The 14,954-nt window shown below is 72.8% G+C and carries 10 protein-coding genes and 2 pseudogenes; all 12 read left to right on the top strand.

Features of this window, described 5'->3' with window-relative positions; all coding sequences use genetic code 11:
• The first annotated feature begins 7 nt into the window (after positions 1-7).
• Positions 8-505, top strand: a complete 498-nt coding sequence (locus Actkin_RS27175) for a hypothetical protein (RefSeq protein ID WP_189209874.1) — start codon at positions 8-10, stop codon at positions 503-505.
• Positions 506-530: 25 nt separating this feature from the next.
• Positions 531-1,376, top strand: a complete 846-nt coding sequence (locus Actkin_RS27180; RefSeq protein WP_258904741.1) for an SGNH/GDSL hydrolase family protein — start codon at positions 531-533, stop codon at positions 1,374-1,376.
• A 249-nt stretch (positions 1,377-1,625) separates the two neighbouring features.
• Positions 1,626-2,468, top strand: coding sequence for an SGNH/GDSL hydrolase family protein (locus Actkin_RS27185; protein WP_258904742.1), 843 nt, complete (start codon positions 1,626-1,628; stop codon positions 2,466-2,468).
• Positions 2,469-2,479: 11 nt separating this feature from the next.
• On the top strand, positions 2,480-3,943 hold the full coding sequence (locus Actkin_RS27190) for a PucR family transcriptional regulator (RefSeq protein WP_189209872.1): 1,464 nt from the start codon (positions 2,480-2,482) through the stop codon (positions 3,941-3,943).
• Between the two features lie 117 nt (positions 3,944-4,060).
• Positions 4,061-5,176: an alanine dehydrogenase gene (gene ald, locus Actkin_RS27195; protein ID WP_258904743.1), complete on the top strand. Its 1,116-nt coding sequence runs from the start codon at positions 4,061-4,063 to the stop codon at positions 5,174-5,176.
• Between the two features lie 403 nt (positions 5,177-5,579).
• Positions 5,580-5,777, top strand: a complete 198-nt coding sequence (locus tag Actkin_RS27200; RefSeq protein WP_258904744.1) for an LppA family lipoprotein — start codon at positions 5,580-5,582, stop codon at positions 5,775-5,777.
• Positions 5,777-6,067: a hypothetical protein gene (locus Actkin_RS27205; RefSeq protein ID WP_258904745.1), complete on the top strand. Its 291-nt coding sequence runs from the start codon at positions 5,777-5,779 to the stop codon at positions 6,065-6,067. The genes Actkin_RS27200 and Actkin_RS27205 overlap by 1 nt, the downstream gene beginning before the upstream one ends.
• A 78-nt stretch (positions 6,068-6,145) precedes the next feature.
• Positions 6,146-7,408 carry an ABC transporter ATP-binding protein gene (locus Actkin_RS27210; RefSeq protein WP_258904746.1) on the top strand — a complete coding sequence of 421 codons (1,263 nt, stop codon included), beginning with the start codon at positions 6,146-6,148 and terminating at the stop codon, positions 7,406-7,408.
• Complete coding sequence (locus Actkin_RS27215) at positions 7,408-8,310, top strand: ABC transporter permease subunit (protein WP_189209867.1); 903 nt, start codon at positions 7,408-7,410, stop codon at positions 8,308-8,310. Before Actkin_RS27210 ends, Actkin_RS27215 begins: the two co-directional genes overlap by 1 nt.
• A gap of 63 nt (positions 8,311-8,373) precedes the next feature.
• Positions 8,374-10,190, top strand: a pseudogene (locus Actkin_RS32790) (ABC transporter ATP-binding protein); the annotation flags it as partial.
• Between the two features lie 888 nt (positions 10,191-11,078).
• A pseudogene (locus Actkin_RS27225) lies at positions 11,079-12,968 on the top strand (ABC transporter ATP-binding protein); the annotation flags it as partial.
• Between the two features lie 557 nt (positions 12,969-13,525).
• On the top strand, positions 13,526-14,839 hold the full coding sequence (locus tag Actkin_RS27230) for a PLL family lectin (RefSeq protein ID WP_258904749.1): 1,314 nt from the start codon (positions 13,526-13,528) through the stop codon (positions 14,837-14,839).
• Positions 14,840-14,954 lie beyond the last annotated feature (115 nt).

Consider the following 14,954-nt stretch of genomic DNA (forward strand, 5'->3'; position numbering starts at 1 on the left):
TGGGGGCGTGGAGCCCGAACGCGACCCGGACCCGCAGCGCCGAGCGCGGCTGATCGCCGCGGCGTCGACGGCGCTGTCGGCCATGCGCGCAGGCCACGACGACGGCGCGCTGGACGCGGTGGCCGACGCGGTCGACGCCGCGCCCAACAGCCACAGCGACGCCCGGGAGCTGATGCTGCTGCTGTTCGGCGAGTGCAGTTCGATGGTGTCCGCCCTGGGCTCGGGCGGCGCGGCGCCGGTGAAGATGCAGGTCTTCGACGACGAGGGCCGCGAGGTGCCCATCGACGAGGCCGACCCGCCGGTGCGCACCGCCGTGCGCACCCTGCTGGCCGAGGTCCACGGCGACACCGACGCCGCGGCCGCGCAGATCGAGATCGCGCTGGCCAACGCCGACCCCGAGGAGATGGCGCTGCTGGTGGCGCAGGCGCTGCGCTGGACGCTGCGGCTGTCGGAGGAGTGCGTCAACCGGGACCTGCCGGTCCCGGAGTGGATCCTGGCGTCCTGAATCGTCCACATTGGAGGTATCGCGGGTGCTCTCGCGCATCGCAGTCCTGCTGGTGGCGCTGTTCGGCCTCGCGGCCGCCCCGGCGTCGGCCGCCCCCGCCCGCGACTACGTCGCGCTGGGCGACTCCTACGCGTCCGGGCCGGGGATCCCGGTGCAGAGCGGCGGCTGCGGGCGCTCGTCGCGCAACTACCCGTCGGTGCTGGCCCGCTGGATCCGCGCGACGACCTTCACCGACGCGAGCTGCGGCGGCGCGACCACGCGCGACATGTTCTCCCCGCAGCCGATCTCCGGCGGGGCGAACCCGCCCCAGCTGGACGCGGTGACCCGCCGGGCGACGCTGGTGACGCTGTCCATCGGCGGCAACGACATCGGCTTCGGCGAGATCCTCACGATCTGCGGCCGCCTCGCCGCCGCCGACCCGACCGGCGCGCCCTGCAAGGCCCACTACACCGCGGGCGGCGAGGACGTCCTCGCCAAGCGCATCGAGGCCACCGCGGCCGACGTCGCCGCGGTCCTGGACGAGATCCACCGCCGCGCGCCCCGCGCGAAGGTCGTCCTGGTCGGCTACCTGCGCATCCTCCCCGACGGCCCCGGCTGCTGGCCCAGCGTCCCCTTCGCCGCGGGCGACACCGCGTACTTCGACGCCACCGAGCGCCTCCTCAACACCACCCTGGCCCGGGTCGCCAAGGAGAACGACGCCCTCTTCGCCGACCCCTACCCCGCCTCCACCGGCCACGACGCCTGCGCCGCCCCCGACACCCGCTGGGTCGAACCCCTCCGCCCGGCCTCCCCCGCCGCCCCCATCCACCCCAACGCCCGAGGCATGGCAGTCACCGCCGCCGTCACCCTGGTCACAGCCCTACTCGGCTGACCCCACGCGAGCGAGAGAGACCAAGCCCCTCCCACCCGGGGGCATACCCCCACAGAGCAACGCTATCGAACGCGCGTTCGAGCGGTCAACCAAATATTTCACCGCGGCGAAACGACCCCCGCCCAGTCGGACGCCTCCCGCAAAGTCGACAAGGCGAACCGGTTTCACCCTTCCGGTGATTGACAGTGACCGGCGACACAACCCAGCATCGGCAGGCCACCTACCCACAAGTAGATATCGAGGTCGCCGATGCCGCGGATGTCCCGGGCCGTCCTGCCCGCCCTGCTCGCCACCGCCCTGTTGACCGCCCCGGCCGCCGCCGACAGCAGCTACCAGCGCTATGTCGCCCTCGGCGACTCCTTCGCCGCCGTCGGCACCCTGACCAACATCCGCACCGACCCCATCGGCTGCGCCCGCGCCACCGACAACTACCCCTCCGGCGTCGCGGCGCGCATCCAGCCCGAGCAGTTCGTCGACGTCACCTGCGGCGGCGCGCGCATCCCCGACCTCACCTCGCCGCAGGACGTCACCGGCGGGCCCAACCCCGCCCAGTTCGACGCCCTCACCCCGGACACCGACCTGGTCACCGTCTCCATCGGCGGCAACGACGTCGGCTTCGGCGAGATCATCTCCACCTGCGCCCGCCTCAGCCTCACCGACCCGTTCGGCGCCCCCTGCAAGGCGCACTACGACGGCGAGCTCGAACGGCGCATCGCCGCGCTCGGGCCGCGGATCACCGAGGTCGTGGAGCAGATCAGGGACCGCTCGCCGCGCGCGGACATCGTCGTCGTCGGCTATCTGCGCATCCTGCCCCCGCGCGGCGGCTGCTGGCCGGTCGTCCCGGTCGCCTACGGGGACGTGCCGCACTTCGCGGGCATCCAGGACCTGCTCAACGCCACCATCGGCCGCCACGCCACCGCGGCGGGCGCGGTGTTCGTCAACCCGGGCGTCACCACCGGGCATGACGTCTGCCAGCTCCCGCACCTCAAGTGGGTCGAGGGCTTCATCCCGACGTCGCTGTCGGTGCCGGTGCACCCCAACGCGCGCGGGCAGGCCCACGTAGCCTCGATCACCGCCGCCGCCATCGGCTGAGAGGTGAACGGATGATCAGTGTGCGGGGCGTGGTCGACCGGGTCGGGCCGACCCTGCTGCGGGTCGCCGTGCCCGCCGACCGCCAGGTCGCCGACGTGGTGATCGCCGAGCGGGGCAGGCCCGTCGCCGCGGGCGACCTCGTGCTCGGCGTCTCCGTCGCCGACCCCGTCGAGCTGGTCCGCGCGTGCGCCGAGGCCGCCGCGGTCCTGCTCAAGCCCCCGCACGCCACGCGCTCGGCGGTGCGGGCCGCCGCCGAGCGCGCGGGCGTCGCGCTGATCGAGGTCCACACCGGCACGTCGTGGGCGCAGCTGGTGTGGCTGCTGCGGTCGGTGCTCGACGCCGCGGCCGACGAGTCCGACGCCAGCCCGGAGTTCGGCGACCTGTTCCGCCTCGCCGACGCCGCCGCCGCGGTGGTCGACGCGCCGGTCACCATCGAGGACGCCAACTCGCGCGTGCTGGCCTACTCGGCCCGCCAGGACCGCACCGACCCCGCGCGGGTGTCGACGATCATGGGCCGCCGGGTCCCCGACGACGTGCTCGCCCGGTTCCGCTCGCGGGGCGTGTTCCGCGACCTCAGCCGAGGCCGCACGACGATCTTCGTCCCGGCGCAGAAGGACGGCACGCTGCCCCGGCTGATCGTGCCGATCCGGATGGGCGGGGAGCTGCTGGGCTCGATGTGGGCGGTCGTGCCGGGGCCGGTGCCGGAGGAGCGCTCGGCCGCGTTCGCCGACGCAGCGCCGGTCGTCGCCCTGCACCTGCTGCGCCGCCGCGCCCGCGAGGACGCCGAGCGCCGCCGCAGCGCCGAACTCGTGCGCGCGGCGTTGGAGGGCACCGGCAGCGGCAGGCTGGCCGCCGCCGAACTGGACCTCGCCGACGTGCCGCACCGCGTGGTCGCCGTGGACGTCCCCGCGGGCGAGGGCGGGCGGCTGGCCCTGCTGGAGCGGCTGACCGAGGGCGTCGGCCGCCGACCGGCCGTGGCCGACCTGCACGGCCTGCTCTACGCCGTCGTCCCCGACGCCGAGGGCTGGCCCGCGCTGCGGACGGCGCTGCCGGAGGGGGTGCTGGTCGCGGCCGGGACCCCGGTCGACGTGGCCGAGCTGGCCCGCTCGCGCGGCGAGGCCGACGAGGCGCTGGCGCTGCTGCGCGCCGGGCTCGTGCCGGGGCCGGTGGCCGTGCACGACGAGGTGTGGGCGGTGCTGGTGCTGCACCGCGCCGCCGTCGCCGCGGGCCCGGTGGCCGAGGTCGGGCCGCTGGCGCGGCTGCGCGCCGCCGACGACGGCTGGCTGGTCGACACCCTCTACGAGTGGCTGCGCCACCCCGGCGACCCGCGCGCGGCCGCGGCGGCCCTGTCCATCCACCCGAACACGCTGCGCTACCGCATGGCGAAGGTGTCCGAGCTGGTCGGGGCCGATCTGGCGGACCCGGATGTGCGGCTGGCGCTGCTGGTCCAGCTGGTCACTCTACGGTGGCGTTGACTGTGCTGCCAGCACTAACAAAAGGCGGAAATCTCGTTCTAGACGTACGATGACAGTCACTCCTCGCTGAGCGACCGTGGTTTACAACACCCGTCTGGCGCAGAGAGGTTGACCCCGGTGAAGATCGCCGTTCCCCGCGAGATCAAGAACCACGAGTACCGCGTGGCCCTCACCCCGGCGGGGGCGCACGAGCTGACCGCCCGCGGCCACGAGGTCGTCGTCGAGGCCGACGCGGGCGCGGGCTCGGCGATCCCGGACGAGGAGTACCTCGCCGCGGGCGCGAAGATCCTGCCCACCGCGGACGACGTGTGGGCCGAGGGCGAGCTCGTGCTCAAGGTCAAGGAGCCGATCGCCGAGGAGTACCCGAGGCTGCGCGCGGGCCAGACCCTGTTCACCTACCTGCACCTGGCCGCCGACGAGCCGCTGACCCGCGCGCTCATGGCCTCGGGCACGACCGCGATCGCGTACGAGACGGTGCAGACGGCCAACGGCACGCTGCCGCTGCTGGCGCCGATGTCGGAGGTCGCGGGCCGCCTTGCCCCGCAGGTGGGCGCGTTCGCGCTGATGCGCCCGTCCGGCGGCCGCGGTGTGCTGCCCGGCGGCGTGCCGGGCGTGCTGCCCGCGAAGGTCGTGGTGATCGGCGGCGGTGTCGCGGGCATCAACGCCGCGACGATCGCCCTGGGCATGGGCGCCGAGGTGCAGGTGCTCGACACGAACGTCGACCGGCTGCGCCAGATCGACGGCCAGTTCAACGGCCGCATCCGCACGGTCACGTCGAACCGCTACGCCGTCGAGCAGCTCGCCCGCGAGGCCGACCTGGTCATCGGCGCGGTGCTGGTGCCGGGCGCGAAGGCCCCGAAGCTGATCAGCAACGCGCTGGTGGCGCAGATGAAGCCGGGCTCCGTGCTGGTGGACATCGCCATCGACCAGGGCGGCTGCTTCGAGGACTCGCACGCCACCACGCACGCCGACCCGACCTACCGCGTGCACGACTCGGTCTTCTACTGCGTGGCGAACATGCCGGGCGCCGTCCCTCGCACCTCCACCTTCGCCCTGACCAACGTCACGCTCCCCTACGCCGTGGCCCTGGCCGACAAGGGCTGGCAGTCCGCCCTCCGCGCCGACCCCGCCCTGGCCCTGGGCCTCAACACCCACGCAGGCGCCCTGACCAACACCCCAGTAGCCGAAGCCCACAACATCGACTACACCCCCATCGAGACCGCCCTGGCCTGACCCAAGGCGACATCGACGGAACCCGGCCGCCCTCCCCCTGGCCTGACCCCTACCGAAGCCAGCCGCCCTCCCCCTGGCCTTCACGCTGTGTCGGAACAGCCCGCACCGTGGGGGTCCGGGGGCTCGGCCCCCGGGTAGACGTCCGAAACGCCCCGGCGAGCGCTCTCCGCGAGCAGGTGGGGGTGAGCGTGAGGGCGGCCCGCTCAACCAGCCTGGGGGTCACTGGGAGCGGGCCGCCGTCTATAGCTTAGGCATAAACCGACCCCGACGCTGCATCGGGGTCGGGGTTGCTTGAGATTAGTTTCCCACCCGTTGTCCCACCAACGGGTGAGAAGTTCGAGTAGCGAGGGAATTCACCCTGCTGCCGCTACGGATCGCGCCCGCCGGAGCCGATAACCAGGCGGTGACGGAGCCTCGGTGGAACATCGGTTGCCGCGACCCCTTCGGCCGCGACCGGGCGGTCACCGTGCTGGTCGAGGCCGACCAGGTGGTGCTGGTGCCGCCGCCGGGGGCGTCCGCGGTGCTGTCGGCGCAGCAGTCGCGGTCGTTGGCCGCCCTGCTCGGCGAGGCCGCCGTCCGCGTGCACCAGGACCGGGTCTGATGGAGGACATGCGCGCCGCCGTCATGCGCCGTCTGGCGATGCTCGACGAGGCCGCCGTCCGCGCCGACGAGCGCACCCTGCTGCCGCTGGCCCGCAGCGAGATCAGCCGCCTGGTCGACGGGTGGCGCCTGCTGCTCACAGTGCACCAGCCCGACGCCGACGGCCGCTGCCACGCGTGTCCCGCCGGTCTGCGCGCGCGACGCTGGCCGTGCCAGGTGTGGCGGATGGCCCACCACCATCTGATCGGCGACGCGCCGTCGTCCGGCCGCTTCCGCCGCCACCGGCGCTGATCCGACGGTCCGCCCACGCCGGGTGTATGTGATGGGGCAAGATGACCGCCACTACACGCCGGGCGATCGGGAGGGCGCGTGCAAGACGGTAGCGGTCGCATCGTGGTGCAGAACCTGACGAAGAATTTCGGCACGGTGGCCGCGGTGCAGAACCTGAGCTTCCACGTGGAGCCCGGCTCGGTGACGGGCTTCCTGGGTCCGAACGGGGCGGGCAAGACCACGACGCTGCGGATGCTGCTCGGCCTGGTCCGGCCGACCGCCGGGTACGCGACGATCAACGGTCAGCCGTTCTCCGGCCTGGGCAACCCGGGCCGCGTCGTCGGCGCCGTGCTGGAGGCCCAGGGCTTCCACCCGAAGCGCTCGGCGATCAACCACCTGCGGGTGTACTGCTCGGCGATGGGCCTGGCGGACCGCCGCGCCGACGAGGTGCTCGGCCTGGTCGGCCTCGCCGCCACCGCCGACCGCACGGTGGGCGGGTTCTCCCTGGGCATGAAGCAGCGGCTGGCGCTGGCGACCGCGCTGCTGGGCGACCCGCAGGTGCTGGTGCTCGACGAGCCCGCGAACGGCCTGGACCCGGAGGGCATCGCCTGGCTGCGCACGTTCCTGCGGTCCTTCGCCGCGTCCGGGCGCACGGTGCTGATCTCCAGCCACCTGCTGGCCGAGGTCGAGCAGACGATCGACCAGGTGGTCATCATCAGCCGAGGCCAGACGATGTACTACGGCATGCTCGACGACCTGCGCCGCTCGCAGCAGTCGCGGGTGATCGTGCAGCCCGCCGACGCGAACGCGCTGGTGACGGCGCTGCAGGAGGCGGGGATCAGCGGCATCCAGCCGACCGGCGACGGCAAGGTGGCCATCACCGACGCGACCGTCCAGCAGATCGGCGACGTCGCGGCCAAGGCCGGGGTGGCGCTGTACGGGGTGCAGGAGGAGCGGGTCGACCTCGAGCAGCTGTTCTTCCGGCTGACGAGCGGCCAGTACGCCGCGCCCGGGGCGGTCCAGTACGGAACGCCGCCGCAGGGCTACCAGCAGCCCGGCTACCAGCAGCCTGGGTACCAGCAGTCCGGGTACCACCAGCCGGTGCCGCCGCAGGGATCGGGCTACTACCAGCCGGTCCCGCCGCCGGGCGCGCACCAGTCGGGCTACCACCAGCCGGTCCCGCCGCCCGGTCCGCACCAGTCGGGCTACCACCAGCCCGTGCCGCCGCCGGGGTACCAGCAGTCCGGCTACCAGCAGGCGGAACCGTCGCCGTACCAGGCGCCGTCGGAACCCTCGCCGTACCAGGCGCCGTCCGCGCCGGAGTCGAAGCCGGAGTCCACCGACCAGGGGGGTAACGCCTGATGGGCAGGCTGATCAGCGCGGAGCTGCGCAAGATCCTCACCACGAAGCTGTGGTGGGCGCTGATGATCCCGGCGTTCGCGCTGGCGCTGGGCTGGGCGTGGATCTTCTCCGGCCTGACCACCGCCGTGGTCGACGAGGCGCTGCGCGACGACATCATCCAGGACCTGGACATCCGGGTCGACGAGATCTCCTGGTCGGCGATCGCGCTGACCCGCGGGTTCAACATCGCCTCGATCTTCCCGATGATCTTCGGCGCGCTGGGCGTCGCCAGCGAGCTGAGCCGCAAGACGATCACCACGACGTTCCTGACGGCGCCCTCGCGGCAGGCCGTGCTGGGCGCCAAGGCGGCCGTGTACGCGCTGTGGGGGTTGCTGTTCGGCCTGGTGATCGCGGTCGGCGTGAGCCTGGGCACGCTGCTGGGCGCCGAGGGCGGGCTGCTGCCGGACGGCCAGGCCTGGTTCCTGATCATCCTCGCCGGCCTGATCATGTGTGTCCTGTGGACGCTGGTGGGTCTCGGCGTGGGCGCGCTGCTCGGGTCGCCGACGGCCGCGCTGGTGGTGCTGCTGGTCTACACGCTGGTGTTCGGGTTCATCGAGCTGCTGCTGATGGGCGTGCTGGAGGTCGAGCACCTGGCGGGCGTGTTCCCCAACGGCGCGGCGAACGGCCTGACCAGCTCGACGGCGTCGGCGCTGCTCATCGACCAGATCCAGACGGTGGTGCTGGACCGGACCGGCACGTCGCTGAGCGACGACCGGCAGGACGTGTTCGAGGAAGTGATTCGCGCGGTCGCGGGCGGCGCGGGCTCGTTCTCGCTGTGGGTGAGCGGGCTGATCTTCCTCGGGTGGACTGCCCTGTTCATCGGCACAGGCATGGCCCGCAACGCCAAGCGCGACATCACCTGAGTTGTCCACAGCCCGGTAATTGACGTGGCGGGCCCCTCGGGGTCCCGGCCTAATGTGGACTGCGTGAGGGAAGACTCCGTTTCCACAGGCCGGGTCCCGACCGGCTGGGTCCGCAGGCTGGCGGGCGCGTGCTGGCACCACCGCGGGCTGGTCGTGCTGTCCGTGCTCGCCTCCGTGGTGGGCGTCGGGTTCGTCGCGGTCAGCCCGCTGCTGGTCAAGTTCGTCGTCGACGACGCGGTGGCGGGCACGACCGACCGGCTGCCGTGGCTGGTGGCCGCGCTGGCCGGGTTGGCGCTGCTGAGCTTCGGCAGCGCCTTCGTCCGCCGCTACCTGGGCGGCCGCCTCGCCCTGGACGTCCAGCACGACCTGCGCCAGGCCGTCTTCGGCGCGGTGCAGCGCCTCGACGGCGGCAAGCAGGACGCGCTGCGCACCGGGCAGGTGGTGTCGCGGTCGATCACCGACCTGCAGCTGGTGCAGGGCCTGCTGATGATGGTGCCGCTGTCCATCGGCACGGTGGTGTTCGCGCTGGTGGCGCTGGCGTCGATGGTGTGGCTCTCGCCGCTGTTGACGCTGGTCGCCCTGGTCGTGGCGCCCGTGGTGGCGCTGGTGGCGGTGCGCATGCGCCGCACCCTGTTCCCGGCGACGTGGTCGGCCCAGCAGCGCGCCGCCGACCTGGCCCAGCACGTCGAGGAGACGGTGACGGGCGTGCGCGTGGTCAAGGGCTTCGGCCGCGAGACCCGCGAGGTGGCGAGGCTGGAGGAGAGCGCGCGCACCCTGTTCGCCGAGCGCATGCGCGCCGCCCGGCTGACCTCCCGCCCGGCCGCCACGCTGGTCGCGGTGCCGATCGCCGGTCAGGTCGCGGTGCTGGCCCTGGGTGGCTTCCTGGCGTTGAAGGGCCAGGTCACGCTCGGCACCTTCCTGGCGTTCGCGGGGTATGTCGCCAACCTCGTCGGCCCGACGCGTCTGCTCGCGGGCCTGGTGGTCAACGCCCAGCTGGCCCGCGCGGGCGTGGAGCGCGTCTACGAGCTGATCGATTCCCAGCCGGACGTCGTCGACGCCCCCGACGCCCGCGACGTCCCCGACGGCCCGGTGGCGGTGGAGTTCACCGACGTCACCTTCGGCTACACCCGCAGCGAGCCGGTCCTCGACGGCGTCAGCTTCCGCGTGTCCCCCGGCGAGACCCTGGCCCTGGTGGGCACGGCGGGTTCAGGCAAGTCGACGGTGTCGCTGCTCCTGCCCCGCTTCTACGACGTCCACGAGGGGTCCGTCACGGTGGGCGGCGCCGATGTCCGCACCCTCCGCATGTCGTCCCTACGGCAGGCGGTGGGCGTCGTCTTCGAGGAGGCCTTCCTCTTCTCCGACACGGTCGCCGCCAACATCGCCTACGGCCGCCCCGACGCCACCCCCGACGACATCCGCGCCGCCGCCAAGTCCGCCCAGGCCCACGACTTCATCGAGGCCCTCCCCAACGGCTACGAGACCGTCGTAGGCGAACGCGGCCTAACCCTCTCCGGCGGCCAACGCCAACGCGTCGCCCTGGCCCGAGCCCTCCTCTCCGACCCCCGAGTCCTGGTCCTCGACGACGCCACTTCCGCCGTCGACGCAGGCACCGAATCCGCCATCCACGACACCCTCCGCGAAGTCACCGCCGACCGCACCACCCTCCTCATCGCCCACCGCCGCTCCACCCTCTCCCTGGCCGACCGAATCGCCGTCCTCGACGCAGGCCGCCTCGTCGACATCGGCACAGACCCCGAACTCCGCACCCGCTGCCCCCTCTACCAAGCCCTCCTCTCCACCCCCGGCGACGCCATCGAAGACCCCACCCCCACCCCCGACATCTCCCCCACCCCACCGGCACCACCCCCACCCTCTGGCCCACCCCAGACCCCATCGTCACCCCGGACCCCATCGCCACCCCGGACTCCATCGCCACCCCCAACACCTCCCCCGCCCCCATCGACACCACCACCCGGCCCACCCCACCCTCCACCCCCACTTTGGGCGCCTCCCCCACTCCCGACGGCACCACCGCCCAACCCACCGCAGACCCCACCGGCGTTCTCGGCACCTCCCCCACCGCCACCGGCATCGCCCCCGCCTCCAACGGCACCGACCCCACCGTCCGGCCCACCCCAGACCGAACCTCCACCGCCGACATCTCCCCCACCCCGATGGGCACCCCCCTCGGGTCCGCCCCAGACCCGACCCTCGCCCCCAACACCTCCCCCCTCTCACAACCCCGGCCCACCAGTTCCCCCACCTCTCACCCCACGTCGAGCTCCACTCCCGCCTCCCAGCCCACCTCCCTCACCGCCCCCGCCCCTCAACCACCCCCCGCCACGACTCCCGAACCCGAAGCCACCTCCCTCACCCCACCCACGACCTCCACCACACCGGTCTCTCCACCTGCCCCCATCCCCGACGCCGACTCCCCCCTTCCACCCGCCGCCCCAGCCACCCACCCCTCAGCGACCACCACGCCCCACCCGTCGGCAACCCCCGACACCTCCACCTCATCCCCCGACACCTCAGAACCGGCTCAAGCCGCCCCCCGCCCCGGCCGCACCAGCGCTGCCCGACGCACCTCCGCTGCCCGCACCTCGCGCCGGATCGACCAACCCGAGCCCGCACCTGCCGCTCAATCCACGACTGCCGAACAGCCCGCCCCGGACTCACCCACCCCCGCCACGGACGACTCCGATCTGGTCCACGTCCGCGCCCACACGCGCCGTCGACCAGGCACCGTCACCCCTCCACCTCCCATGCCGCGCCGGGCTGGTCGGTCGGGTGGCGGTCCGGCCGACACCATCGGCGCCCTCCCGCCGACCCTCGAACTCCTCGCCCAGGTCGAGGCGCTGCCTCCCGCCACGGAGCGGCCTGACCTCCGGGGTGTCGATCCGACCGCGCCCGATCCTGGGTTCCGCCTGCGCCGTCTCCTGCGACCTATGCGGGCCCCGCTTGCTCTCGTCGCATTGATGGTCATCGCCGACGCCCTCATCGCCATGGCCATGCCCGCTCTGATCCGCATCGGCGTCGACGACGGTGTCCTCACCGGGTCGACGGCGACGTTGTGGACGGTCACGGCGGCCGCGGCCACCCTGGCCGCGATCGCCTGGGTCAACACCGCGCTGACCACGATCCTCACCGCGAGGGTCGGGGAGCGGATGCTGTACCTGTTACGGGTCCGCAGCTACGCCCACCTGCAGCGGTTGGGCCTCGACTACTACGAGCGCGAACCCGCAGGTCGGATCATGACCCGGATGACTACCGACGTCGACGCGCTGTCCACGTTCCTCCAGACCGGGCTGGCCAGTGCCGTGTCCGGAGCGCTGACGGTCATCGCCGTGACGGTCGGGTTGCTCCTCACCGACCTGTCGCTGGCCGTGGTGGCGCTGGCGATCCTGCCGGTGTTGGCGATCGCGACGGTGATCTTCCAGCGGTTATCGTCGACCGCTTACACCGAGGCGCGCGAGCGGGTGAGCGCGGTCAACGCCGACATGCAGGAGAACGTCTCGGGGTTGCGGATCTCGCAGGCGTTCACGCGGGAGGGCCAGGCCGCGCGGCGGTTCGCGGAGCGGAGTGACGCTTATCGGCGGTCGCGGTTGCGGGCGCAGCGATACGTGGCCACGTACTTCCCGTTCGTCTCGCTGTTGGCCGATCTCGCACAGGCCGCGGTGCTGCTGGTGGGCGCGCAGCGGGTGGTGGCGGGGGACCTGCAGCCGGGCGTGCTGCTGGCGTTCATGCTGTACCTCGGGCTGTTCTTCGCGCCGATCCAGCAGTTGTCCAGTGTGTTCGACGGGTACCAGCAGGCGCGGGTGGGGTTGCGGCGGATCGGGGATCTGCTGCGGACGCCGACGACCGTGACGCCGCCGGAGCGGCCGGTGGCGGTGCCCGCGCATCTGGACGGGGAGATCGAGCTGCGGGGGGTGGGGTTCGCGTATCCGGGCACCGACGTGCCCGCGCTGCGGGATGTGTCGTTGCGGATCCTGCCGGGTGAGACGGTGGCGTTCGTGGGCGCGACCGGGGCCGGGAAGTCCACTGTGGTCAAGCTGCTGGCGCGGTTCTACGACCCGACCGAGGGGGCCGTGCTCGTCGACGGGGTGGATCTGCGGGAGTTGGACCTGGCCGGGTATCGGTCGCGGTTGGGGGTGGTGCCGCAGGAGGCGCACCTGTTCACCGGGGATGTCGCGCGCAACGTCGCCTATGGCGATGACGACGCGACGGAGGCGGAGGTCGAGGCGGCGGTTCGGGCGGTGGGGGCGCTGCCGATGGTGGCGTCGCTGCCCGGCGGGTTCCGGCACGAGGTCGGGGAGCGGGGGCAGGGGTTGTCGGCGGGACAGCGACAGTTGGTGGCGCTGGCCAGGGCTGAGTTGGTGGACCCCGACATCCTGCTGCTGGACGAGGCCACGGCCGCGCTGGACCCGGCGACGGAGGCGGCGGTGCTCGCGGCCGGGGACCGGCTCAGCGCGGGGCGGTCGCGCAGGCGGACCACGGTGGTGGTGGCGCACCGGCTGGCGACGGCGGCGCGGGCCGACCGGATCGTCGTGTTGGAGCACGGGCGGGTCGTGGAAGTGGGCACGCACGAGGAGTTGCTCGCGGCGGGTGGCCGGTACTCCGAGTTGTGGGCGCACTCGTCTGGTGCGGGGTCGCATTGAGCGGAACGGGTGTGTCGGCGGTCATGTTGGCCGGAATGGCGGCTCGGTGTATTCCGCGCGAATGGTGGGCGGATGCGCCTAATGCCAATCGCGGCGACCGGCGTGCGCACGTTCGGCCCAACCGGGTTCACCCGGGTCGGGAATACCGAATCCCTGCCGCTGAGGCCAAGCTGTACGGCGGAAGCGAGGAGGGCTCAACCGTGCGCGATCTTCCCCGGCTGGAATGTAGTTCAGCCGTCAATTCAATCGGCTGCGACGACCCGCGTGGGAGCGGGCCGTCGGTGGCCGAGTTCGACGGGCTGATCTACCTTTTCCACCGGGCCGGTGAATCCGCAACGATCCATTACCGTACTTCGCCGGATGGGCGCACGTGGTCGGATGACCGGTCGTTAGGTGAGCGAGCGGGGGCGCTGACTGGAGATCAACCAGTAGTTATCGCGTTCGGCGGGCGGCTGTTCGTCCTGTCGCGGGGGGCGGCGGATTCGGGGCACGTGAATGTGTGCTCGACGGACGGGTGGACCTGGGCGAAGTCGGTGCGGATCGGGCGTGGGGAATCGGTGCGGACATCGACTCGGCCCGCCGCCGTCGTGTTCGGCGGGCGGTTGCACGTGTTCTTCCGCGGCGAATGCGGCACGAACACGCTCTACGCCGTGTCCACCGCCAATGGGCGGGAGTGGAGCGACCCGGTCAACCTGACCGAGGCGACCCGGGGGGCGCGGACGGCGGGGCAGCCATTCCCGGTGGTGTTCGGGGATCGGCTCGTCGTCGTGACGCGGGATCCGGCGAACAGCCGAATCGGGGTGTGCCGCTCCGCGGACGGGGTGAATTGGTCGGCCTACGAGACGGTCGCGGGCACCGAAAACGAGGAGCACCCCGTGGCCGTGGTGCACGATTCGCGGCTTTTCGTCTTCTCCCACGGGCACGGCGGAATGGTGTGCGCGGTCTCCTGCTCGCCGGACGGCGCGTGGGGCGGGCACGAGGTGCTGCCGAGGACAGCGCACTGGCCGCCGGTGCCGGTGTCGATGGGCGACCGGCTCGTGCTGCTCGTGCGCGACTACCTCGACCCGCGCGCGCTGGTCGCCACCGACATCGAGACGGCCACCGTCACCCCGGTCGCCCAGGTCACGCGGACGCCCGCGGTGGTCGCCCGCGATCGCGGGGTCACCGTCGTCTATCGGTCCGACGGCGGGTTCGGCTCGGTCGACCTGCTCGGCGCCGACGCCTGGGGCGGGCAGGTGGTCGGGGACTGCGACGACCTGACCACCGTCCGCTACCGCGAGCACCGGCTCGTCTGCAGGCCGCTGCCGGGGCGGCCGCGGGTGCAGGTCGTGGGGCCGCGCACGTTCTCCTTCCCGACCGGCGACCGCGGGCCGCGGCGGTGCGGTGGGGGTCAGGTGATCGGGGACTACCTCGCCGTGGCTGTCGGCGACGACGTGGAGGGGGTGGTCCGGTTCTTCGACCTGCGGCCGCTGGCCCGGAGTGCGGCACCGGTGGCGGCGCCCGCGGTGGTTGACGCGCCTGGGCGGGCCGTGGCGGCGGGGGTCACCGCGATCAGCTCGGGCGCCGACCGGCGGTACGTGCTCGCCGTGCACGACGGGCGGGCGGTCTCGATCATGGAGTCCACGCCCGTGCCGCTGTGGTCGCCGGAGTGTCGGTTCACCACCCTGTTCAGCGCTCCGCATCGGGAGCCGGGTGGGCTCGCGCTGCTGACCGACGCGGCGGGCGAGGTCCACCTGCTCTGCGGGACCGGTGAGCGCCGCCGTGACCTGCGGGTCGACTTCGCCGGGGAGCGGCTGCGCGAGTGCGGGTACGGGGTGCGCATCCCCGACCAGTACCGGGTCGAGCGGCGGTCGCTGTCGCGGCGCGACTGAGCGGCGCTTACCAGCGGAACCGATCTCTCGACCGATTCAGTGCGCCAGCCCACTTCATGAGCTGCCTCACGGGTGTCCTGCTGATTTACCGCCCGGGCAGCGAGAGGACTAGCCT

The organism is Actinokineospora sp. UTMC 2448 (assembly GCF_024760565.1).
GTDB lineage: Bacteria > Actinomycetota > Actinomycetes > Mycobacteriales > Pseudonocardiaceae > Actinokineospora > Actinokineospora fastidiosa.

What these genes read in the sequence shown, in the direction of transcription:
- Actkin_RS27215 (WP_189209867.1), top strand. Translation starts at nt 7,408, where the DNA reads ATGGGCAGGCTGATCAGCGCGGAGCTGCGCAAGATCCTCACCACGAAG.
- Actkin_RS27190 (WP_189209872.1), top strand. Translation starts at nt 2,480, where the DNA reads ATGATCAGTGTGCGGGGCGTGGTCGACCGGGTCGGGCCGACCCTGCTG.
- Actkin_RS27205 (WP_258904745.1), top strand. Translation starts at nt 5,777, where the DNA reads ATGGAGGACATGCGCGCCGCCGTCATGCGCCGTCTGGCGATGCTCGAC.
- Actkin_RS27185 (WP_258904742.1), top strand. Translation starts at nt 1,626, where the DNA reads ATGCCGCGGATGTCCCGGGCCGTCCTGCCCGCCCTGCTCGCCACCGCC.